This window comes from Methylobacterium sp. WL1, from assembly GCF_008000895.1.
Lineage (GTDB): Bacteria > Pseudomonadota > Alphaproteobacteria > Rhizobiales > Beijerinckiaceae > Methylobacterium.
Genome location: NZ_CP042823.1, coordinates 5,085,565 through 5,106,298, shown reverse-complemented (window position 1 = coordinate 5,106,298; position 20,734 = coordinate 5,085,565). Strand labels below are relative to the sequence as shown.

Genomic DNA, 20,734 nt, shown 5'->3' with positions numbered 1-20,734 from the left:
GGCCGTAAAAGCCGACGGCCTGCTACCGACCCAACCCAGCCGCCTGAGACGCCGTTGGCGCTTCCCGAAAGCGGCCGTTCGTAAGCCCTCCGGCAATTTCGGCTCGGGGTGGCAACCGGACCTTGGCTTTCCGTCCCGAAGCGGACGTTCCGCCGCTGAGCCGGACGCGATGGCGGGCCATCTACAACGAAGTGCGGCATCTGCAAGCCGCGGGGTGCCGCCGCGGATCTCAACCCTTGAATCACAGAGGCCAAGGCTTCCGGCGCACTTGCCATCGCCACCTTCGCTGCGGGACTGAACGGTGACGCTGCCGCGGTCAGGGCGGCCCTGACCGAGCCCTGGAGCAGTGGCCAGGCCGAAGGCCAGATCAACCGGCTTAAGCTGATCAAGCGCCAAAGCTACGGTCGAGCGGGTCTCGATCTCCTACAGCGCCGTATGGTCCTCGCCACCTGATCCACGCAAAGTGAGCAAGAGCCGTTTCTGTGGACGGTTACGGGGCTTGGCAGAATAGGGGCTCGAGTAACGGGTCCGGCTGAATTTCCTGCTCGTAGACGAAGATCAAGCGCAGAAGCGACATCGCCGCAAAACCCCGGGTGCAATCCCGCGGGACGAGGCCTTTCTGCTTGAGCGGCGCTCGATCTAAGGACCGCGCCTCGGGCTCTGCATCGGCGCGCATCCTTCCTCGCGCTCGGGCTACGACCATCCAACGCGCTCCGAGCGTTGCGCTCTCGCCTCCGCCGCGCGGGGAGGAGACGGACATGGTGGTGAACGATCAGGTGCGGTGGGTTCCCGTCTGCGCCAATCCCCACCTTCGGCTCCTCCCGACGAGGGAGCTGGATACAGCGTCCCACCTTCAGAGTATCGGCATCTCCGGGATGCATTGATCCGGTTGCCCGCCCGCGGGACGGGCACGGCGCATTCGACCGCAGCGGCGTGGCGAAGGCCGGAAATGACAAGCCGTATCTGAGATCATGTTCCATTCTGGAACGAAGTCATTGGCTCTAATCTAGCACTAGACTGACCTGACCGGCTGGCTTTGGACCGGGCTGATTGAGAGGATCAGCCAGGACTGAAGGAGCTGGACATGAAGCGAGGTCAGAAGACGGGTGCGGAGCAGGTGGTGCTGAAGCTGCGCCAGATTGAGGTGCAGACGGCCCAGGGTAAGAGTTTGGCGATAGCGTGCCGGGAGGCGGAGATCTCCGAGCAGAGTTACTATCGCTGGCGCAAGGAGTACGGGGGCCTGCAAATCGACCAGGCCCGTCGGATGAAGGATTTGGAGCGCGAGAACGCTCGATTGCGCCGGCTCGTGGCTGACTTGTCCCTGGAGAAGCAGGTGCTGGCGGATGTCGCCTCGGGAAACTTATAGCCCCGGAGCGACGCCGGCAGGCAGTCGACGCCATCCAGGAGAAGTACGGCCTCTCGGAGCGTCACGCCTGCCGGATCGTCGGCCAGCACCGAGGCACGCAACGCTACGTGCCCACGGTACCAGCTGACGAGGATGCGCTGACCCGCGCCATCATCGCCTTGGCGTCCGAGTACGGACGCTACGGCTACCGCCGCGTCACCGCACTGCTGCAGGCAGCGGGCTGGCAGGTGGGGAAAGACCGGGTTCAGCGGATCTGGCGTCGTGAGGGGCTCAAGGTCCCCAAAAGCATCGACCACGCAGCCGTCTCTGGTTGAACGATGGCTCCTGCGTACGGCTGCGGCCTCTCCATCGCAATCACGTCTGGAGCTTCGACTTTGTGCAGGGCCAGACCCATGACGGGCGAAGCCTGCGTATCCTGACGCTGATCGACGAGCACAGTCGCGCCTGCCTGGCGCTAAAGGTCGCGAGGCGCATCAGCAGTCTGGTGTGATCGAGGCGCTGGCCGATGCGATATTGCCTGCATGGCATCCCCGACAACATCCGCTGCGACAACGGCCCAGAGATGATCTCGAAGGCTTTGCGGAAATGGGTCGCCAAAACCGGCCCGCAGATCCAGTACATCGCACCAGGATCGCCGTGGGAGAATGGCTATTGTGAGAGCTTCAATGGCAAGCTGAAGGACGAGTGCCTACGCCAAGAGATCTTCTACTCGCTCAAGGAGGCACAGACCGTGATCGGCATGTGGCAGAATACCTACAACCGCGTTCGACCGCATTCGTCCTTGGGCTATCGGCCGCCCGCGCCTGTCACCTTCCCGGACCTGGCCTTCCGGCTACCCATGGCCGCCACCATGCAGTAGCCTCTCAATCGGCTCGGTCCAAAATACCGGGCAGGTCATAGTCTGGCCGAAAGCAGTCTGTCTGCTTCGGAGACGAGCCGCCCGAAAAGCGGACGAGCTTCTAGCGACCCAACTCTGTCATCCAGAGCAGGCTTTGTAGTGCTCTAAAGCGGTCGCTCGTGCGCCAACAATCGCAGCGGCGATCTAGCTGCGACCGCCGCGCAAGTAAGCGCACTGGTTCGGAAAGGATTTCGCGTCTCCGCCACTGAAATATTGATCAAGGCTGTCTCGGCCGCTGGTGGACACCTCCGCCTAGCGATTGAGCAAGATGACTCCCCCGCCCATGCTTCCATTAGACTGCGACCGTCTGACGATGCGGTGCTAGCAGGAGCATGCCAAGGGCCGCAAGCATGGCCATGCACGCCCCGAATAGAACCGGACCCGCAACGGTGTGCGTCACATTGCGGATCAGACCGGCGACCGCCGGCAGGCCCGTCATCGATACGTAGAAACTTAGATAGAACATCCCCATGCCGCCGGCGCGACTGTCCGCGGAGAGCAACTCACCCGGAAGCGCCAGTAGCAGCCCCGCCGGCAGCCCGAAGATCACGGCCAGGACCACGAAGGCGACGATCGTCTGGGGACCAAGCGCCATCGCGACGGCCGCGCTGGCAACGAGCATGAGGCTCGCGACCGTGAAGGCTACAGGACGCGCCACGCGCTGCGCGATCCAGCCACCCGCGGGCAGCACGACGACGAGCACCCAGCCAAGGACACTCGCGATGAAGCTGGCGTTGGCCAGGGTGTAACCGTTCGCCAGAAAGAGGTCGGGGGCCGCCGACACGAAGATGACAAGGGACACGTTGTAGAGGCCCCAGACGGCGCCGGCGCCCGTAGCAAGCGCGTAATCGCGCACTCTTAGCCCTGCAGTTGCGGCAGAGCGCATATCAACGTGCTGAAGTGGGTCGCGGTAAAACAAATGTACGAGGACCAAAGCGAGGAGGCTTGGCAGCGCGCTCACGATTGCGATGCCGCTCCAACCATAGACGATGCCGGTCGCCGGCAATGTCACGAGCCCGAGCGCAATGCCGAGGGGCCAGCTTGCTACGAAGATGCTGAAGGCGAGCACGGCGTCACGACCGGCGAACCAGTCCGTAACCATCCGCGTGAGTACGACGTTCAGCAGAACCCCGCCTGCACCGCTGATGATGCGGCCGGCGAACAGCATTGGCACCTCTATGGTGACCATCGTCAAGGCGCCAACCACCATCAGACCCAAGCCGATGAGGACGATGGGCTTGCTCCCGAACCGCTGGGCCAGCAGACCGCCCGGCAGAGCGAGCACGATACCGGGCAGCATGTGGCAGCCGATCAGAAGGCCGAGCTGCGCAAAGCCCAGTTCCGTGCCTTCCGTCAGGGAGAAGGATCCGGCCGCGATCGACTCGAACTGATAGGCGATGGCCGACCGCGCGATGAAGAGGACGGTCAGCATGAGCCATCGTCGGTTATTCACCGGCGTGTTGAGCCGTCTGGACAATCGCTTCCCTTAAACGCTGAAGTTGCGCTCCACTCGAGCCGGCTCGATCTGCCAAATATTGGTGAGGGTGTCATCAGTCTCCACCGGAGTGTAATTTGACGCAAACAGGCTTGCGCGCTCTGCATCGGTAGACGCCAGGAAGGGATACCGGGCCTCGACGGTCTTCTTCACGTCCAGATAGTTCACGACTGACAGGCCTACCGGCTTCGTGAGCTTCGGATAAGGTCGAGCCTCACACAGTTCTGTCGCACTCCAATAACGGCGATAGAAGGCACGATGCTCGGGGCGGATGGCGAGCAGGATGTACTCGCCCTCAAAATGCTCCATTGCCAGCCACGCGAGTCGCAGTGTCAAGTAGGGCAATTCCGGCAGGCGGCGCGAAAGGTTGAGATTCGCGACGAACCGGGTGGGGTCGACGATGATGCAGCCGGCATCGATCATCGGCTCGATGATGTCGGGGAACACGGCGGTCGTCGGCAGGGCACTCGCGTATGGCAGGGTGATGTTGAGACGGATCGACCCCGAGAGCGCGCCATCGACGTATACACCGTAAATGAATGCGTTCTTCTGCTCGTCGACGGCATCGGTGAAACGCTTATCCGCCCGGGCGGTGATCGCGCCCTCCCGTAGGTAGGCTTCGTAGCGGAGGCGGAAAATCGCTTCGCGGTCTTCGGTATCGATGGCGCGACGATACGTGATGCGCTCAAGCAGGGACACAGCGCGCGCCTTGAGTCCTTGCGGGCGCATGGCTTCGATCGTCGACATCAGGGATCCTCACTAGCTCGGTAAGGAAACCTTAACCTTATTCGCGGCGATTTTGCACGCTTGGCCAATCAATAATTTTTTGCGGAGCAGGATACCGTCAGCGACGTCCCGCTGCGGGCCGGGTTGTTCCGGTCTGCCCCGACAATCTGAGTTCGTGGGTTGCCCGCGGCGAGGACCTTGACTGGACCTCACCCTTTGTCACAGCGGCCGTGGCATTGGACTCGTCTAAGAGCGAGAAATGCAAGCAGTCCCACCGATACTTAGTGCCGAAATACGTCGAGATCGATCGCGGCGTTAATGGTATTGAAGTGTCGTCGCGGCATCGTCATTCTGACGTGCTGTCGATGGATTCCTCATCGTGCTGATTTCTAGCTCGCAATCAGGCGATGTGGTCGCGCCTCCCACGCGGGAAGCCGCTCAGGTGCGGACGTCCCTCGTCGAGGCCAATCGTTTGTTGGTCCTGGCCGAAGAGATGGCCCATGTGGGTCATTGGCAATTCGACCAAATCTCCGGCCTTGGCTATTTCTCGGACGAGGCGCGCCGCATCTTCGGTTTCGCGGAAGACTTGAAGATCACGCGCGAACCGGTACTGATGGCCTACCATCCCGAGGATCGCGCGCGGGTCCTGGCGCTGCTGGCCGACCACGTCGCCGCTGGCACCCGGTTTGAATACCCAGCCAAGATCGTTCAGCCGAGCGGCGAGGTCCGCGTACTGCTTGTGCGAGGTCGATGCGACCGCAATGCGGCAGGTACATCCGTCGTGACGTTCGGAACGGTGCTGGACGTCACCGAGATCCGCCGCACTGAGCAGCGTCTTCAGGAGACCAGCACGCTGCTAACGAACACCCTGAACACGATGGATCAGGGACTGCTCATGGTCGACGCCGACGGCATCGTGCAGGTCTGTAACGCTCGTGCCATCGAACTGCTGGAACTGCCCGCCGCACTGATGCAGTCGAATCCGAGCTTCTCGACGGTCGTGCGCTATCAGCAGGAGCAGGACGATTTCCGCAAATCTGATCCGGGTTTCCAGCGCTGGGTTGCGAGCGGCGGCCTGGAGTCGCGGCCGCAGACCTATGAGCGCGAGCGCCCGAACGGCACCGTCCTGGAAATAAGGACCGTGCCGCTGCCAGACGGTAGCGCGGTGCGCACCTTCACCGACATTACAGAGCGCAAGCAGAACGAGAGGCGCATCGCGCACATGGCGCGCCATGATGCTTTGACGGATCTGCCTAACCGAACTCTGTTTCACGAGTGCCTGAACCAGCGGCTCGACGACATGCGGTGGCGTGGGGGCGGGTGCGCGGTGCTTTTTCTTGACCTCGACCGGTTCAAAGCGGTCAACGACACGCTTGGTCATCTGGCAGGCGACGTGTTGCTACGGGAGATGGCCGGCCGTCTGAACCAGGTTGTTCAGATCGGCGACTTGGTCGCGCGCCTGGGCGGAGACGAGTTCGCCGTGCTTGTTTCCGAAGTCGACCGCGTAGGAGCGGTATCCGATCTAGCTGCTCGTCTGGTCGCCGCGGTACGAGTGCCGACGCTCATCGGCGCACAATCCGTCGAGGTCGGCGTCAGCGTGGGTATCGCCTTGTCACCCGAGCACGGCACGGATGGCGAGACGGTCTTCCGGCGCGCCGATCTCGCCTTATACCAGGCGAAGGCGGACGGGCGCGGCACCTTCAGGATCTTCGAATTTGGGTTCGACGATCGGGCCGCCGAGCGCCTCAGTTTCGAGAGCGACCTGCGGCATGCAATTTCGAGCGAGACGCTCGCCCTACATTATCAGCCTCAGGCTCGGAGCGACACGGGCGAAATCGTCGGCTTCGAAGTCCTCGCCCGCTGGACCCATCCCACACGGGGACCGATCGCGCCGGCCACATTCATCGGTCTCGCCGAGGAAACCGGCCTGATCTTGCCGCTGGGCGAACTAGTCTTGCGAGCAGCCTGCCGCGAAGCGGCAGGCTGGGTCCGGCCGCTCAAAATTGCGGTCAACCTGTCCCCCCGGCAGTTTTCTCAGACCGATCTACCCGAGCGAATTCTCGCAATCCTGGCCGAGACTGGCCTATCGCCGGCCCGACTGGAGCTTGAGGTCACCGAGACGGTGATCATCAACGATTTATCTCGCGCCCTAGCCACCCTGTGCCGCCTTAAGGCGATGGGCATCCGCATCAGCATGGATGATTTCGGTACGGGTTATTCGTCGCTGGCTACATTGCAAGCGTTTCCCTTCGACAAAATCAAGATCGACCGGTCCTTCGTAAGCAGCATGGACGCCAACCCGCAATCGAAGGCGATTGTCCGAGCCGTCCTCGGTCTCGGTCGCAGCCTCAAGATGGGTGTTGTCGCGGAAGGGGTCGAGACGGCGGCGCAGCTGCGATTTTTGTCAAAGGCGGGCTGCGACGAGGTTCAGGGGTACTTCATCGGACGCCCTCAACCCATCGAGAACTTTGCTGATCTTATTCATGAAATTGATAAAATTTAGACAGATAGCGTAATTGGTTAAGCAAGACCAGCGGATGTATTTCCTAGCAACGTCCTTCATCGCCGGTCGCGATAAGCGCTAAAGCTTTCCTTAAAATAATTGTAATAATCGTTGTTTCGGAAAATTATTTCTTCTTAGTTATTGACTGAGCAAAAGACGGTGTTGCGACGAACGGCACCAATACGATTGCCAGGCACACAACGCTGATCTCAAATAGAAAGCGAACTGCCCGTTTTGGCAGCTTCCGTATTAACTGAAGTCCGCTTTTCACGCGCCTTGACCAAATGTAGACTGAATGAATTCTACCCATCTGAGACGCTCAGGCCAGCGCTTCGTGTATGCTGCATCTGGCCGAAAGCTGCCTGTCCGGTTTCTGGCAGACCGTGGCTCGAAGCAAACATGCCCGCCTGACCGAGCGTTTCACCGGCGTTTGAAATTCCGACATATTTTCCCGACAAAAAATGAGCCGGTTTGGTAGGGCTTCTGAAAGTTGGGACGACTCGTCGGGAAAGCGATCGGATACCCGACATATGATTGATAGGACAATTGTCCTTTTTAGGGGAGTGGTAACGCATGCTGTTTCTGATCAGCGATCTAAACCCTAATGAGACAAGGGAACGATCTCGCAGCCTTAGCTCACCTACGCTTCGCGCTATCAGATGGGCTCAGCGGCGGACGGCCCGAAACGTACGCTGCGACAAACGGTATATCAAACAATCCCGATAGCCATGCACCTCACATTAAAACACTCGTCCTTATAAGTGTCCTATTCGTCCTCTCATATGCTGCCCGGCAGCCTCAATCGAAGGCCCTCGTGGGATGAGCGCTGATCTGCATCACTTCGGCGCTTCACGGCGCAAGATGGTGCCACCTACGATCTGGTTGGAACCAAACTCTGCTCCGGACCTCATCTGGAGCCGATATCTCGATGTAATACGGCATGGCCTGTTGATAATCCACGCCTCAGGCCGGGTCGTTATCATGACCAACCCGGCCGAGCGCCTACTCAACAATATGAAGTTCGAGCAGACGGCCAATCTATCCTCACGGCAATTGCTTCGAGCCCTGTGCACGGGCGCTTCGCAATCGCAGCAAGAAATCTTCGAGGCCCTGCGAGGCGCACGCGACCTCCAAACGTCCGCTTCGTTCGAGGTGGCGGGCCAGGATCACACGCTGCAGGTCGAGATCCGTTCCGTCGCGGGTGAAAGTTGGGTTGCAACACTGGAGGATGTGAGCGCCCGCAAGGCGAACGAGGCGCGCGCTGACGAGTTGGCGCGTCTCGATCCACTGACGGGTCTGCCAAACCGCCTGCTCCTGCGAGAACGTCTGGCTGAAGCCCTGGCACGCTTGCAGCGCAACGAAGAGGCGTGCGCTCTACTCCTCATCGATCTGGACCGGTTCAAGCCGGTCAACGACACGCTGGGTCACCCGATCGGCGACGCACTTCTGGCGAAGGTCGCTGACCGGCTGCGATCGACCGTGAGGCCCACGGACACCGTGGCCCGGATCGGTGGTGATGAGTTCATCATTCTGCAAACCGGCATCCGCGGGGCAGCCGATGCACAGGCGCTGGCCCGGCGCCTCGTCGATCTGATCGGCCGGACCTACATGGTCGAAGGCCACCTCCTGACGATCGGAGCCAGCGTCGGTGTCGCGCTCGCGCCCGCCGACGGGACCAGTGCGGACAAGCTCCTGAAGAACGCCGACCTAGCCTTATACCGAGCCAAGCTCGACGGGCGCGGGACGTACCGGTTCTTCGAGCCAGAGATGGACGCGCGCATGCAGGCGCGCCGCCGACTTGAACTCGACATGCGTCAAGCCTTGGCGCGTCGCGAGTTCCAGCTTCACTATCAGCCACAATTGCAGCTCGACGACGATAGGCTGATTGGCTGCGAGGCCCTGATCCGCTGGAAGCATCCCGAGCGCGGGATGATCTCGCCCCTCGATTTCATCCCGCTGGCGGAGGAGATCGGTCTGATCGTGCCGATCGGCGAGTGGGTCATCCGTCAGGCCTGTCGCGATGCGATGACGTGGCCCACGGGGATGTCGGTCGCGGTGAACGTCTCCCCTGCTCAATTCAAGAGTGACCGGCTGGTCGAGACGATCATCTCGGCACTCGCCAGCTCAGGTCTGTCGGCTAAGCGGCTGGAGGTCGAGATCACCGAGGGCGTCCTTTTGCAGGAGAGTGAGAGGACCTTGCAGACGCTCCATCGACTGCGTGAGCTCGGGGTACGCGTCTCGATGGACGACTTCGGTACCGGCTACTCGTCTTTGAGCTACCTGCGCAGCTTCCCATTCGACAAGATCAAAATCGACAGGTCCTTCGTGAAGGACTTGTCGGGCAAGCCCGATGGGGACGCAATCATCCGGGCGATCGCAGGCCTCGGCAAGAGCCTGGGCATGACCACGGTCGCCGAAGGCGTCGAAACGCCGGAGCAAATGCAGCGCATTCGCGATGAAGGCTGCACCGACGTGCAGGGCTACCTCATCAGCCGGCCAATACCAGCGGATGACCTTTTGCAATTCATCGCAAGCTACCAGCCCTAATCCTGATCCACCTAACTCGTCGGATGTCCCATGAGTGAGCTCTATCGCCTAGTCTACGCCAGCAAAAACCTGTTTCACGGATCTGAGGCTGAACTGACGGCCGTTGTCGGGCAGATACTGGCCGCATCGCAGCGGAACAACGCTCGGGCGGATGTGACCGGAGCGCTGATGTTCAACGCTGGTGCCTTCGCTCAGGTTTTGGAGGGACCAAGACAGGGGGTCGAAGAGACCTTCGAGCGGATCCAGTGCGATGGCCGTCATGGCGACGTGACGGTTCTTCAGTGCGGTCCGACGGAAAGCCGCAACTTCGCGAACTGGTCCATGGCCTTCGTCGGCGCGTCCGCCGGGGGGCAAGCACGCTTCAGTCGTCTCGCGGCTGAGAGCGGGTTCGACTTGTCCAGGCTGGACGGTGATGCCGTGTTCGCCATGCTACACGAACTGGTGTTGGAGGAGGAGGGCGTGCCGCGCTCCCTCGTCGCCGCTCCGCCGATCGAACCCGCCGAGGTCCATTCCCCAGCAGGGCTCGATGTCGAGCAACTGAAGGCGGAAATCGCGCAGCTTCGACCGGCTACGGCAGCCACGCTGATGTCATCACCAGCGAGCGATAAGCGGACCCATGAGATTGAGAGTGATGGGCCACGATCCCTTACCACCGGCGATGTGAAGCGCGCGTCGAAGGGAACGACCGACGCTGCCCTCTACGTCCTCAAAGCCGCCCTGGCGAGTGAGCGGCAACGCACGAGCGATCTACGAACTGAGATCGATGCGTTGCAGGTCGCGTTGGCATCCAGCGAGGATCAGCTTGATGCTATGCGGGTAGAACGAGATCGTTGGGCTGGGCGCGCGCAGCTTCTCGCGACGGCGATGGCCCAGGAAGCCGGCGACATCCAGATGACATCTCAGCGCGTCGGCTTGTTTGAAGTACGACTGAACGGGCAGGCGAGTTCGGCAGACGCTGCAGACGTTTTTGCCGCCTGAACACCCCGGCAATGCCGTTCGCGCTGTGCGCCGCGTGCGCCTTCTGGGTCTACGTGTGGCAAAGGCGCTGGCGGTCGTGGAAAGCTTGATAGGTTGCTTTGATGGAGTTCTGGTGAGTGCCGTTCGCCCTGTCGTTGAGGCGTTCAGCGCATGATCGAACGAAAAGCCACCACACGACACCTTGTGGTCGTCCCCGCCCTATGCCTTCGCCGCGACGGATCCGAGTTCCACGCGGTCACCGTGGACATCTCGTCCGAAGGATTGAGACTGCGGTCGGCGACGCTGCCTACCGTCGAGGAGCGCCTAATCTGCAACATCCGCGGCATCGGAGCAGCTCAGGTCTCGGTCGTGTGGGTGGGAAACTGCGACTTCACAGTGCGGATCTTCGGGAAAGCGCCCTCGCCAGGTGAAGTGGCACGGCGCTTCATCGAGCTGGCACGCCGGCAAGCGAAGTTGTCCGATGTCGTGCGCGTCCATAAACGGATCGTCCCGGAGCGTACGGCGGTGGAAGTCGTACTGGCGAATGGTCGGCGTGTGCCCGCGCAGATCCTGAACCTGTCGGCCTCGGGCGTGGCGCTGGCGTTGGATAATCCTCCAGCGGTGGGCGAAGTGATACTCGTTGGGCGACGACAGGCAATGGTCGCCCGTCGAATTGAGCGAGGTATCGGTGCGGCTTTCCTCGAACCGCTCGACGACACAGCCATCAGCGAGCACACTGCGCTTTGAGGCGAAATTTTCAGCTGGTCACGTAAAAACCAGCGATGGCGGCCTTATGCTGTCGCATAATCAAGACAATGCCCCAATTTCGCTGATCTGGTGCGCTATTTACATGCGTATGATCCGGCAGTCGGGAAAACGATCGGATAAGCGACATTACCACGCTATGCACTGGACGCGCATTCAGTTGCGGGAGGCGGATCAACGGAGTTGCCGATAGGAATGGCAGGGTTGGGTGGGTGAACGAACCCGCTCGCGCGGGATGGGTGGCAGCTTCGAGGCTAGCGGATTGACCCGAGCGCCCTGCGCCAATTGAGCGCCGCCCAGCCCGGGCGGACGATCCCGGCTCCCTTACTTCGAGTGGAGCCATCCCATGACCATCCTCGCCGTTCCCGCCGCTGCCGGCGGCTCGCTGCGCCAGCGCCTGATCGACGACATGACCCTGCGCCGGTTCTCCCGGGCGACGCAGCGCAACTGCATCCGCGACGTCGGGCGGCTGGCCGCCTTCCTGCGGCGATCACCCGATACCGCGACCGGCGACGACCTGCGCCGCTTCCAGATCGCCCAGCAGGAGGTCGGCCTCGGCGTGCCGACCATGAACGCCATCGTCTCCGCCCTGCGCTTCTTCTTCGTCCAGACGCTCAACCGCCCCGATCTCGCCCGGGGGCTGGTCCGCCTCAACCAGCCGCGCACCCTGCCCGACGTGCTGAGCGCCGGCGAGGTCGGGCGTCTGCTCGATGCCACGGTCTGCCTGAAGCATCTCGCCGCCCTGTCCCTCGCCTACGGCGCGGGACTGCGCGTGGCCGAAGTCGCCGCGCTTCGGATCGGCGATGTCGACTCGACCCGCATGCTCCTGCGGATCGAGCGTGGCAAAGGCGGCCGCGACCGCAACGCCATGCTGTCGGCCGATCTCCTGGACCTGCTGCGGCGCTGGTGGCGCGAGGGGCACCGGCAGGGCGTCCTGCAGCGCCAGGGCTGGCTGTTCCCCGGGCAGGACTGGATACGGCCGATCAGCACGCGCCAGCTGCACCGCGTCGTCGTCGAGGCGGCGCGCTCGGCCGGGATCCCCAAGCGCGTCGGTCCCCATACCCTGCGCCACTCCTTCGCCACCCATCTCCTGGAGGACGGCGTCGACATCCGCGTCATCCAGGTTCTGCTCGGGCACAGCCGGCTCGACACCACCGCCCTCTACGCCAAGGTCGCCACCCGGACGGTGCGGGCCGTGACCAGCCCCCTCGACAGGCTCGCCCTGTTCCACAGGCAGGGGCCCGCGCCGGGCTGAGGCGATGCCCGCCACGACGGGCACGACGACGGCCGCCACCATCGAACTGGCCGACGTCTTCCGCGCCGCCGGTCCAGCCTACCGCGCCGATCAGGCCGGCCATCTGAGCCTGGACACGCTGAAGGTGATGGCGGCGATCGAGCACTGCCGCACGGCCAGCCTCGGCGGCCATGTCGAGGGCTGCGATGCGTGCGGCCACCTGCGCATCGCCTACAACTCCTGCCGCAACCGGCATTGCCCCCGCTGCCAGGGTGCGGCGGCGCGCGACTGGCTCGCCGCGCGCGAGGCCGACCTTCTCCCGGTCGGCTACTTCCACGTCGTCTTCACCCTGCCGGCCGAGATCGCCGCCATCGCCTTCCACAACAAGGCCGCCGTCTACGACCTGCTGTTCCGAGCGGCGAGCACCACCATGATGCGGATCGCCGCCGACCCGAAGCACCTCGGGGCCCGCATCGGTCTCACCGCCGTGCTCCACACCTGGGGCTCGGCCATGACCCACCATCCCCACCTCCACATGATCGTCCCCGGCGGAGGCCTCTCGCCGGACGGGACCCGATGGGTCGCGTCGCGCCCTGCCTTCCTCCTGCCGGTGCGGGTGCTGGGCATGCTGTTCCGCCGCCTGTTCCTCGAAGGGCTCGCCGCCCTCCACGAGGCCGGGACGCTCGTCTTCTTCGGCACCCTGGCTCCGCTCTCGGATCCCAGGGCCTTCGCCCGCGCGCTCGCCCCGGTGCGCAGGAAGCGCTGGGTGGTCTACGCCAAGCCGCCGTTTGCCGGGCCGAAGGCCGTGCTCGCCTACCTGGCGCGCTACACCCACCGCGTCGCAATCTCCAGCCGACGCATCCTCGCCTTCGACGGGGCGAGTGTCAGCTTCCGCGTCAAGGACTACCGGCGCGACGAGGCCGGACGGCCGCGGGTCATGACCCTGTCGGCCACGGAGTTCATCCGGCGCTTCCTGCTCCATGTCCTGCCGCGCGGCTTCCACCGCATCCGGCACTACGGCCTCCTCACGGGCGCAAACCGGAAGGCGGGCCTGGCCCACATCCGCGCGATCCTCGGCGTCCCGGCCCCGCCTCGCCCCACCGCCGACGCGCCCGATCCGCAGGACAGCCCCGGCAAGGCCCGCTCGCCTTGCCCCTGCTGCGGCGGTCCCATGATGATCGTCGGGTCCTTCGCGGGCTGGCATCAGCCCCGGGGGCCGCCGTTCCGCTCCACGTCGCACCGGGCCGGTTCGCCATGACCCGGCATGGCCTGACGCCGCCAACCACCCGCGGAGCCGCGCCCCGGGGCATGCCTCACCGTGTGCCGAATGCCAGGATGGGCCGCGCAACCGCGATCGTCGAACCCCGGTCGGCTTCGCCAAGACCCGGGGGCCCGCCAGTCCGGCAGCCCTCAGCCTCGCAACCGGCGAGGTTTGCCCACCGTTGCTCCGCCCCTGGGGGCGACGCCTAACCCAAATCCCCATAGGACCGCCCGCCATCCCGCGGGTTCGTTCATCCACGACTTTCGTACGCCTCGCGGCGACCGAAACTCTTCAGGGTTTCCGCCGGTCCGCTTCTGAGCACAATCTTGATGAAGCGGACGTTGCCGTCCCGCCTGCCCCCCGATCCAACGCAGCCCCTCTGAAGGTGCGTTTGTCAGCAACTTAGCTGGTCCCGAAGAACCGACCGCCCTGGTGTTTGACCAGCGGTTCGACGATTGCGGGCGGGAGGGCTGACATCTGCGATCAGAGACCCGCGGCTGCCAGCACCTCGTGCATCGTCTGGGGCGGCCGGCCCAGCAACCCCTCCAACGCAGGGTCGGTCGCCGCGAAGTCCCCCCCGGCGCGCGGCCTGGAACGTCCCAAGCAGCATGTTGGCGTAGAGGGCAGGCATCCCGCCTGCGATCTTCGCGTCTCGCCATTCCACGTCGCCGATGACGGTGTGGCGCACGGCGCGCCCGGTCACCTCCGAAGCGATCGCCGCCACCTCGGCCATGGTCACGGCCCGGCCCGCCGTGAGCGGGGGCGTCGGGCCGTCCCACCCGTCTCCCGCCGCCAGGATCGCCGCGTCGGCCTCCGCCAAATCGGCGCGCGCCGTCCAGGCGACTAGCCCGTCTTCGGGCGTGCACAGTTCCCCGGCGCGCAGCCCGTCGCCAACCATGAAAAGGCAACTCTCGGCGTAGAAACCGTGGCGCAGCGCTGTCCACGACCCGCCGCCTGCCAGGTCCGTCTCCGTGCCGGCGTGCTGGTCGGCGGGCGGGAAGGACGAGCCGAGCCGTGCGCCGGCATGGCTCGTGTATAGGATCCGTCGCACACCGACGGCGCGGGCCGCGGCGATGGCGGTGCGGTGCAGGCGCAGCGCCTCCTCGCCGAGCTTGTTGGCCGAGACGATCAGCACCTGGTCCGAACCCTCGAACGCCGCGCGCAGGCTGGCCTCGTCCGCAAAGTCGGCTTGGCGGACCGCGACGCCCTGCCGGGCGAGGTCGGCGGCCTTGCCAATGTCCCGAACGCTGACCGCGATCCGCTCGGTCGGCACGCGGCGCAGCAGGTCCTCGACGACGGCCTTGCCGAGTTGGCCAGTGGCCCCTGTGACGACGATCATGCACAGTCCTCGTAACGATGGAAACATTATCGCTGTATCAGCGATTTCGGTCGCCTTCAATCGCCGCTACCGATCCGATCATACCGATGCTACACCGCGCCATGAACGATGGACTGGACGGCGGGGACGATAGGCAGGACGCCCGGGCGCGCATCCTGGCGGCGGCGTCCGAGCTGATCGCTGACGGCGGCGTGGTGGCCCTGACCACCCGGGCCGTGGCCAAGGCGGCGGCGGTGCAGGCACCGACGCTCTACCGCCTATTCGGGGATAAGCGCGGACTGCTCAACGCTGTGGCCGAGCATGGGCTGGCGACTTTCCTCGCGCGCAAGCGGGCGGTGCCGCCGCACCCCGACCCGGTCGAGGGCCTGCGTGAGGCCTGGGACGCCTACATCGCCTTTGGGCTGGCCCACCCGGCGGTGTTCGCGATCACCAACGAAATAGGCGCGCCGGCCTCCGGGTCGCCGGCCATGCTCGCCGGCCTCGCGATCCTGCGCGAGCGGGTGGGGCGGATCGCGCGGGCCGGTCGGCTGCATGTGCCAGTGGAGCGCGCGGTGGCGCTGATCCACGCCGCGGGCGTCGGCACGGTGGCGACCCTGCTCGCGACGGACGAGGACGTGCGCGACCCGCAGCTCGCCCCTGGCGCGCGACGCGGTGTTCGCCGCGGTCGTCGGCGACCCGCCCGCGCCGGACGGGGTCGGCTTGGCGTCCCTGGCGGTCGGCCTGCGCGCGCACCTCGCCGCGGCCGCAGCGCTGACGCCGGGCGAGCGCCTCCTGATGAACGAGCTGCTGGGCCGGCTCTCAGAGCCGACCGAAGCCGAATGACCGCTCCAGGGCCTCGAGTTGACGATAGCCCCCACCCAACTCGAAGTTGCCGGACGGCTGGCGAACGACCGCTTCCGGCAAGCGTCGATCGCGTCCCTAGCGGCCGGATTGAGTCGATACCGGACGGTCCGCTTCGCGTGAGGCTATAGCAATCGCCACCAATGTCGGAAATTCCATCGAATAAGCAACATCGCCACTCACGCTACCTGGCGTTGAGTTCCAATAGGGCTTGCGTAGTGGAACGGCTTCGCTGGAACTCAGCCGTGCCGTGCATAAGGGCGATCTGAAAACTATCAGCGGGACAGACATAGCTCGTTGGTCTAATGGCGACGAATCGCAGGCACTGACGTCGATTAAAGGATCCGCTCGACTGCGACCAGCAAACGCTCAGGTCCACGCAGGGTCGCCGGACGCCGGTAGGGTGGAGGATCCTCGATCAAGCGCGGAGCCTTGAGGCGGCGAGCCAGCGCAGTGAGCGCGGCCTCAGCTTCGAACCGGCCCAGAGGCGCACCGACGCAGTAGTGCATGCCGCCGCCGAAGCCGAGGTGGCGGGTGCCGATGCGATCCGGATCGAAACGATCCGGATCGGTGAACGCGGCCGGGTCGCGATTTCCAGCAGCGAGCATCAGGATGAGAGCCTCCCCCTCGGGGATCGTAGTGCCGGCGATGTCGATGGCGCTGAGCGTCTTGCGGCTAACGAGCTGCACCGGCGGGTCGTAGCGCATCACCTCCTCGATCACGCGCACGGCTCGGCCTGGGTCGGCACGTAGGCGCTCCAGCTCGCGCGGATGGCGCAGTAGCGTGAGCCAAGCGTTGGCGATCAGGTTCACCGCGGTCTCGTGACCGGCGACGAGGATCAATATCGCGGTCGAGATTAGATCGAAGTCGCCCATCCGGTAGCCGTCAGCAGTGGCCTGGTTGGCCAACCCCGAGAGCAGGTCGTCGCGCGGCCGGCGGCGCTTTTCGGCGATGAGGTCGGCGAGGTAGTCCGAGATGGCATCGAAGGCCCTAGCGTTCTCCATACGGGTCTCTTCGCTGACCGCGACACCGGGTTCGACCGCTGTGGCGAGCTGGCTCGACCAGTCGTGGAACCTGGCCTCATCGCCTACCGGCACGCCGAACAGTTCGCAGATCACCGCGACCGGAAGCGGGTAGGCGAGATCTTCGACGACGTCGATCTCCTGAGCACCCACCTTGCGGTCGAGCATCTCGGCGACCAGCCGTTCGGAGCGGATGCGCATCGCGTGGACGCGCTCGGGGGTGAATTGCTGAACGGTGGCGGCGCGCAGAACATCGTGCGCGGGCGGGTCGCGGAACAGGAACGGCTGGTGCCGGTCAGTGATCCGATCCTTGATCGGGTTGACGAGGTAATCGGTGATCGGATTGCCGACGGTCGGCCGCTTCGTCGGCGGCTGGGTCTCGACGCTGAGGCGGGGGTCGTTCTGCAGACGCGTGATGGCGTCGTGGCTCGCCGCCACCCATACGCTTCGTGCTTCGTCGCCCGACGCACCGCCCCCCTCTCCCACGTCGTCTTGGCGCAAGATCCCGGTCTGCCGCAGCTGGGCGTAGAGCGGGTACGGGTCGACGCGGTTGGCGTAGTCCTTGATCTGCCCGAGAAGGCTGGGGTCGGCCATGGCGTGTCCGCGAACTGGCGTCAGGAGAAGCCCGGCGCGAGGATGTCGAGCGCACCGGACCGGTCGGTGGCCGCACCCGCGGGCGGGAAGGGCGCGCTCTCGGCGATGAGTGCGGCGTAAGCCGGTAGCCAGCGCCCACAATCGATCGATACGGCAGCGATGCACCGCCCGGCCCGGCCGTAGAGGGCGAGGAAGCGACCCGTAGCCGGGTCACCGTGCGCGATCGTCATCGCATCCGCCCCATCCGTGAGGCCAACAGACTTGATCGTGACACCCGCTTGCCCGGACCAGAAAGCCGGCAGCGCTGCGTAGCCCTGTCCAGGCTTGCCATCGGCGAGCAAACGGCCGGCATGCACGCCCTGCGCAACCGCATGACCCCAGTGCTCCACAGCGATGCGGCGGCCGCCGTAGAGCGGGTGTGGGAAGCGCGCGACGTCGCCTGCCGCCGCGATCGCGGGGTCGGGTCGCCCATCCACGTCGAGGACATAGCCGTCTGCATCACAGTCGACCCCGCCTGCGTCGAACGACAGACCGGATCCATCGAGCCACTCGGTGTTGCGCACGGCGCCGAGCGCGGTCACCGCTATGTCGGCGTCGATTGTCGTGCCATCGACGAGGTGCGCGCGTACGAGCCGGCCGTCCGCCCCCTCCAACCACTCGACCTCGGCTCCGAGACGCAAGTCGACCCCGCGGACCTCGTGCATCGCACCAAGGATTGCGCCGAGATACCGACCAAATGCGCGGGCGAGCGGCGCCGGGCCCAATTGCACCAGGGTCACCGGCAGGCCGAGTTGCCGACAGGCGCTCGCCACCTCACAGCCGATCAGCCCACCGCCGATCACCAGCACGCGCCTCGGGCCTCGAGTGAGCGCCTTACGCAGGGCGACCGCGTCGTCCCGACCACGCAAGGTGTGGACTCCGGCGAGCCTGCCCTCGTGCGGGTTCGGCCAGGGCCGGGCGCGGGTTCCGGTAGCGATCAGCAGACGGTCGTAGGCCAGTGCGGTCCCATCCGCGAGGTGAACCATCCGGACCGTACGATCCAGACGCACAGCCGGACTGCCGAGATGCCAGTCGACGTCTTCACCGAGGCTGCTCGGCAAGGTGGTGGCATCCGGGGCGATCTCGCCGGTCAGGACGTGCTTCGAGAGTGGCGGCCGGTCGTAAGGACGGTAGGGCTCCTTGCCGATGATCGTGAGCGAGCCCAAGAAACCTGCTTCGCGCATCGCCTCGGCCCCGCGTAGGGCCGCGAGGCCTGCACCGACCACCACCGCACGGCCGGGCTGACTATGTCCCATCGCATGTTTTCCCCTGGCCCTGATCCTCGACTCGGATCGCTTGCACGGGACAGGCGACGCGCGCCTGCTCGATATCGGCGCGGGCGCGCGTCGTAGGAGCAGGATCGTAGAGCAGCGCCTCGTGCCCCTCGATGCGGAAATGACTTGGTGCTGCGTAGCAGCATTGAGCGTAGGCCTGGCACAGATTGAGGTCGACGCTCACCCGAAGGCCGGGCTGCGGGGCACGAGCGGACATGCTTGGCAACTACGACCCACCGTACCGGTTCCGCTTTCTCCCTAAATGACCCTTCATATAAGGGCTTTTCCTGCATTCGAACGTTGGCGTTCCGCGAGGAGAGACGCCGATGGTCGATGAAACGCGTCACATACAGATGCGGCAGATCGTGGCTGGCCTGTCCGAGGGCGTGATCCTGATCGAGCCGGATCAGACCATCGCCTACGCGAACACCGCCGCCGTGATGATGCATGGAGTTGCCGACGTCGGCGATCTCGGCGCCACCGTGTCCGAGTACCGCGCGAACTTCACGCTGCACTACCGCAATCATCGGGAGATCGGCCCGCTGCAGCATCCCCTCGACCGGGTGCTCGCCGGCGAGGTGTTCCGCGACGTCGTGGTCGAGTTGGTCCCAAAGCGGGATCCCACACACAGGTGGATGCATCGCATCCGTAGCCTGGTGACCATCGACACGGATGGCACGCCGAGTGGCCTCGCCCTGGTGATGCAGGACGTGAGCGAGCGCTACCAGGCCGAGGCCCGGTTCGAGCGGATGTTCAACGCCAACCCGGCCCCGGCGATCATCTGCCGGATCGCCGACCTGCGCTTCGTCCGGGTCAACCACGGCTTTCTCGACCTCACCGGGTACCATCGCGACGATGTGCTCGGCCGGAGCTTCTGCGAGATCGACCTGCTACGCCAAGCCGAGCGGCGCGAGCTGGCGATCCATCGCCTGCACGCAGGCCGCACCATCCCGCAGATGGAGGCTCAGCTCGCAACGCCTTGTGGGAAGGGCCGCTACGTGATCGTGGCCGGGCACGCGATCGAGATGCCAGGTCCGGGCGGCGTCGAGCCGTGCATGCTGTTCACCTTCGCCGACCTGGAGGATCGCCGGAAGGCCGAGATGGCCCTGCGCCACAGCGAGGAGCGCTTCGCCAAGGCGTTCGACCTGTCACCGGTGCCGAGCGCGTTGATGGACGCGGACGGGTTGGAGATCACCAGCGTCAACCAAGCCTTCGTCACCACCTTCGGGCACGCCCCTGAGGCCGCGGGTGGCCAGTCGCTCGCCGACCTCGCGCTCTGGGTTGACCGCGTCGAGCAGCGCAAATTCTCCCGGGATTTGAGACGGCTCGGCAGCGTTCGTGGCTTCGAGGCCACGCTGCAGGATGCGGCTGGCACCGAGATCGACTGCCTCGTCTCGGCCGAGCGGGTGAGCATCAACGATGAGGCCTGCGTCCTGTGCGTCGTGCAGGACATCACCGCCCGCAAGCGCTCGGAGCGCGAACTGATCACCGCCATCGAGGCGGTGATGGCGGACGCATCGTGGTTCAGCCACGGGGTGATCGACAAGTTGGCGACCCTGCGTCAACCGTCACGCTCTGCCCGGCCATCGCTCGGAGTCGAGAACCTGACGATCCGCGAGCAGGACATGCTCACGCGGATCTGCCAGGGCGCCACCGATCGGGAGATCGGTGCCGAACTGAAGCTGTCGCCGAACACGGTGCGCAATCACGTCTCCGGGCTGTACCGCAAGCTCGGGGTCAACCGCCGCAGCGCGGTGGTGGTGTGGGCGCAGGAGCGCGGGATCGGGCCGAACACGCGGCACCGACGCTAAAATCGATGAAAACCGTGACAGAACTACCAAGTCCATTTAGTGCAATCGTACTTTATGTAAATC

15 protein-coding genes and 2 pseudogenes are annotated in these 20,734 nt (G+C 64.7%); 10 read left to right on the top strand and 7 right to left on the bottom strand.

Annotation, left to right across the window (positions count from 1 at the left end):
• Positions 1–273 precede the first annotated feature (273 nt).
• Positions 274–453, top strand: a pseudogene (locus FVA80_RS31635) (ISL3 family transposase); the annotation flags it as partial.
• A 631-nt stretch (positions 454–1,084) separates the two neighbouring features.
• Positions 1,085–2,225: pseudogene (locus FVA80_RS24905) on the top strand (IS3 family transposase).
• Between the two features lie 331 nt (positions 2,226–2,556).
• On the opposite strand, the gene FVA80_RS24900 reads toward FVA80_RS24905, so the two are convergent.
• Together FVA80_RS24900 and FVA80_RS24895 are read right to left on the bottom strand one after the other, a co-directional pair.
• Positions 2,557–3,696, bottom strand: coding sequence for an MFS transporter (locus FVA80_RS24900; RefSeq protein WP_147909155.1), 1,140 nt, complete (start codon positions 3,694–3,696; stop codon positions 2,557–2,559).
• 54 nt (positions 3,697–3,750) lie between these two features.
• Positions 3,751–4,506, bottom strand: coding sequence for a hypothetical protein (locus tag FVA80_RS24895; RefSeq protein WP_147909156.1), 756 nt, complete (start codon positions 4,504–4,506; stop codon positions 3,751–3,753).
• 421 nt (positions 4,507–4,927) lie between these two features.
• Here FVA80_RS24895 and FVA80_RS24890 point away from each other — a divergent pair, with 421 nt between their 5' ends.
• The 6 genes from FVA80_RS24890 (at position 4,928) to FVA80_RS24865 (ending at position 13,749) form a co-directional block, all read left to right on the top strand.
• The gene (locus tag FVA80_RS24890; RefSeq protein WP_147909157.1) at positions 4,928–6,988 is read left to right on the top strand and encodes an EAL domain-containing protein; all 2,061 of its coding nucleotides are present in this window, start codon (positions 4,928–4,930) and stop codon (positions 6,986–6,988) included.
• A gap of 861 nt (positions 6,989–7,849) precedes the next feature.
• Entirely contained in the window at positions 7,850–9,535 is a 1,686-nt protein-coding gene (locus FVA80_RS24885) for an EAL domain-containing protein (protein WP_147909179.1), read from the top strand.
• 30 nt (positions 9,536–9,565) lie between these two features.
• The gene (locus FVA80_RS24880; protein ID WP_147909158.1) at positions 9,566–10,513 is read left to right on the top strand and encodes a BLUF domain-containing protein; all 948 of its coding nucleotides are present in this window, start codon (positions 9,566–9,568) and stop codon (positions 10,511–10,513) included.
• A 150-nt stretch (positions 10,514–10,663) separates the two neighbouring features.
• Positions 10,664–11,239: a PilZ domain-containing protein gene (locus FVA80_RS24875; RefSeq protein ID WP_147909159.1), complete on the top strand. Its 576-nt coding sequence runs from the start codon at positions 10,664–10,666 to the stop codon at positions 11,237–11,239.
• 364 nt (positions 11,240–11,603) lie between these two features.
• On the top strand, positions 11,604–12,512 hold the full coding sequence (locus tag FVA80_RS24870) for a tyrosine-type recombinase/integrase (protein WP_147909160.1): 909 nt from the start codon (positions 11,604–11,606) through the stop codon (positions 12,510–12,512).
• A 4-nt stretch (positions 12,513–12,516) separates the two neighbouring features.
• Entirely contained in the window at positions 12,517–13,749 is a 1,233-nt protein-coding gene (locus tag FVA80_RS24865) for an IS91 family transposase (RefSeq protein ID WP_147909161.1), read from the top strand.
• Positions 13,750–14,146: 397 nt separating this feature from the next.
• Here FVA80_RS24865 and FVA80_RS24860 read toward each other — a convergent pair whose 3' ends face one another.
• Positions 14,147–15,091 carry an NmrA family NAD(P)-binding protein gene (locus FVA80_RS24860; protein WP_210249203.1) on the bottom strand — a complete coding sequence of 315 codons (945 nt, stop codon included), beginning with the start codon at positions 15,089–15,091 and terminating at the stop codon, positions 14,147–14,149.
• 257 nt (positions 15,092–15,348) lie between these two features.
• On the bottom strand, positions 15,349–15,657 hold the full coding sequence (locus FVA80_RS31630; protein ID WP_246692128.1) for a hypothetical protein: 309 nt from the start codon (positions 15,655–15,657) through the stop codon (positions 15,349–15,351).
• Between the two features lie 85 nt (positions 15,658–15,742).
• Here FVA80_RS31630 and FVA80_RS31625 point away from each other — a divergent pair, with 85 nt between their 5' ends.
• A complete protein-coding gene (locus tag FVA80_RS31625) occupies positions 15,743–15,913 on the top strand; it encodes a hypothetical protein (protein WP_246692127.1) in 171 nt (56 codons plus the stop codon).
• Between the two features lie 353 nt (positions 15,914–16,266).
• On the opposite strand, the gene FVA80_RS24850 is transcribed toward FVA80_RS31625, so the two are convergent.
• From FVA80_RS24850 to FVA80_RS24840, 3 genes are read right to left on the bottom strand one after another with little or no spacing between them, the layout of a single operon-like run.
• Positions 16,267–17,547, bottom strand: coding sequence for a cytochrome P450 (locus FVA80_RS24850; RefSeq protein WP_147909162.1), 1,281 nt, complete (start codon positions 17,545–17,547; stop codon positions 16,267–16,269).
• A gap of 20 nt (positions 17,548–17,567) precedes the next feature.
• Positions 17,568–18,842, bottom strand: a complete 1,275-nt coding sequence (locus FVA80_RS24845; protein ID WP_147909163.1) for an FAD-dependent oxidoreductase — start codon at positions 18,840–18,842, stop codon at positions 17,568–17,570.
• Positions 18,832–19,077, bottom strand: coding sequence for a ferredoxin (locus FVA80_RS24840; RefSeq protein ID WP_147909164.1), 246 nt, complete (start codon positions 19,075–19,077; stop codon positions 18,832–18,834). The genes FVA80_RS24845 and FVA80_RS24840 overlap by 11 nt, the downstream gene beginning before the upstream one ends.
• 109 nt (positions 19,078–19,186) lie before the next feature.
• On the opposite strand from FVA80_RS24840, the gene FVA80_RS24835 reads away from it, so the two are divergent.
• Positions 19,187–20,671, top strand: coding sequence for a PAS domain S-box protein (locus FVA80_RS24835; protein WP_147909165.1), 1,485 nt, complete (start codon positions 19,187–19,189; stop codon positions 20,669–20,671).
• Positions 20,672–20,734: the final 63 nt, after the last annotated feature.

Bases quoted from the DNA above. Each gene is read 5' to 3' on its own strand.
- FVA80_RS24870 (WP_147909160.1), top strand. From the start codon at position 11,604: ATGACCATCCTCGCCGTTCCCGCCGCTGCCGGCGGCTCGCTGCGCCAG.
- FVA80_RS24885 (WP_147909179.1), top strand. From the start codon at position 7,850: ATGGTGCCACCTACGATCTGGTTGGAACCAAACTCTGCTCCGGACCTC.
- FVA80_RS24845 (WP_147909163.1), bottom strand. From the start codon at position 18,842: ATGGGACATAGTCAGCCCGGCCGTGCGGTGGTGGTCGGTGCAGGCCTC.
- FVA80_RS24865 (WP_147909161.1), top strand. From the start codon at position 12,517: ATGCCCGCCACGACGGGCACGACGACGGCCGCCACCATCGAACTGGCC.
- FVA80_RS24880 (WP_147909158.1), top strand. From the start codon at position 9,566: ATGAGTGAGCTCTATCGCCTAGTCTACGCCAGCAAAAACCTGTTTCAC.
- FVA80_RS24895 (WP_147909156.1), bottom strand. From the start codon at position 4,506: ATGTCGACGATCGAAGCCATGCGCCCGCAAGGACTCAAGGCGCGCGCT.
- FVA80_RS24900 (WP_147909155.1), bottom strand. From the start codon at position 3,696: ATGCTGACCGTCCTCTTCATCGCGCGGTCGGCCATCGCCTATCAGTTC.
- FVA80_RS24875 (WP_147909159.1), top strand. From the start codon at position 10,664: ATGATCGAACGAAAAGCCACCACACGACACCTTGTGGTCGTCCCCGCC.
- FVA80_RS24835 (WP_147909165.1), top strand. From the start codon at position 19,187: ATGGTCGATGAAACGCGTCACATACAGATGCGGCAGATCGTGGCTGGC.
- FVA80_RS24840 (WP_147909164.1), bottom strand. From the start codon at position 19,077: ATGTCCGCTCGTGCCCCGCAGCCCGGCCTTCGGGTGAGCGTCGACCTC.
- FVA80_RS24850 (WP_147909162.1), bottom strand. From the start codon at position 17,547: ATGGCCGACCCCAGCCTTCTCGGGCAGATCAAGGACTACGCCAACCGC.
- FVA80_RS24860 (WP_210249203.1), bottom strand. From the start codon at position 15,091: ATGATCGTCGTCACAGGGGCCACTGGCCAACTCGGCAAGGCCGTCGTC.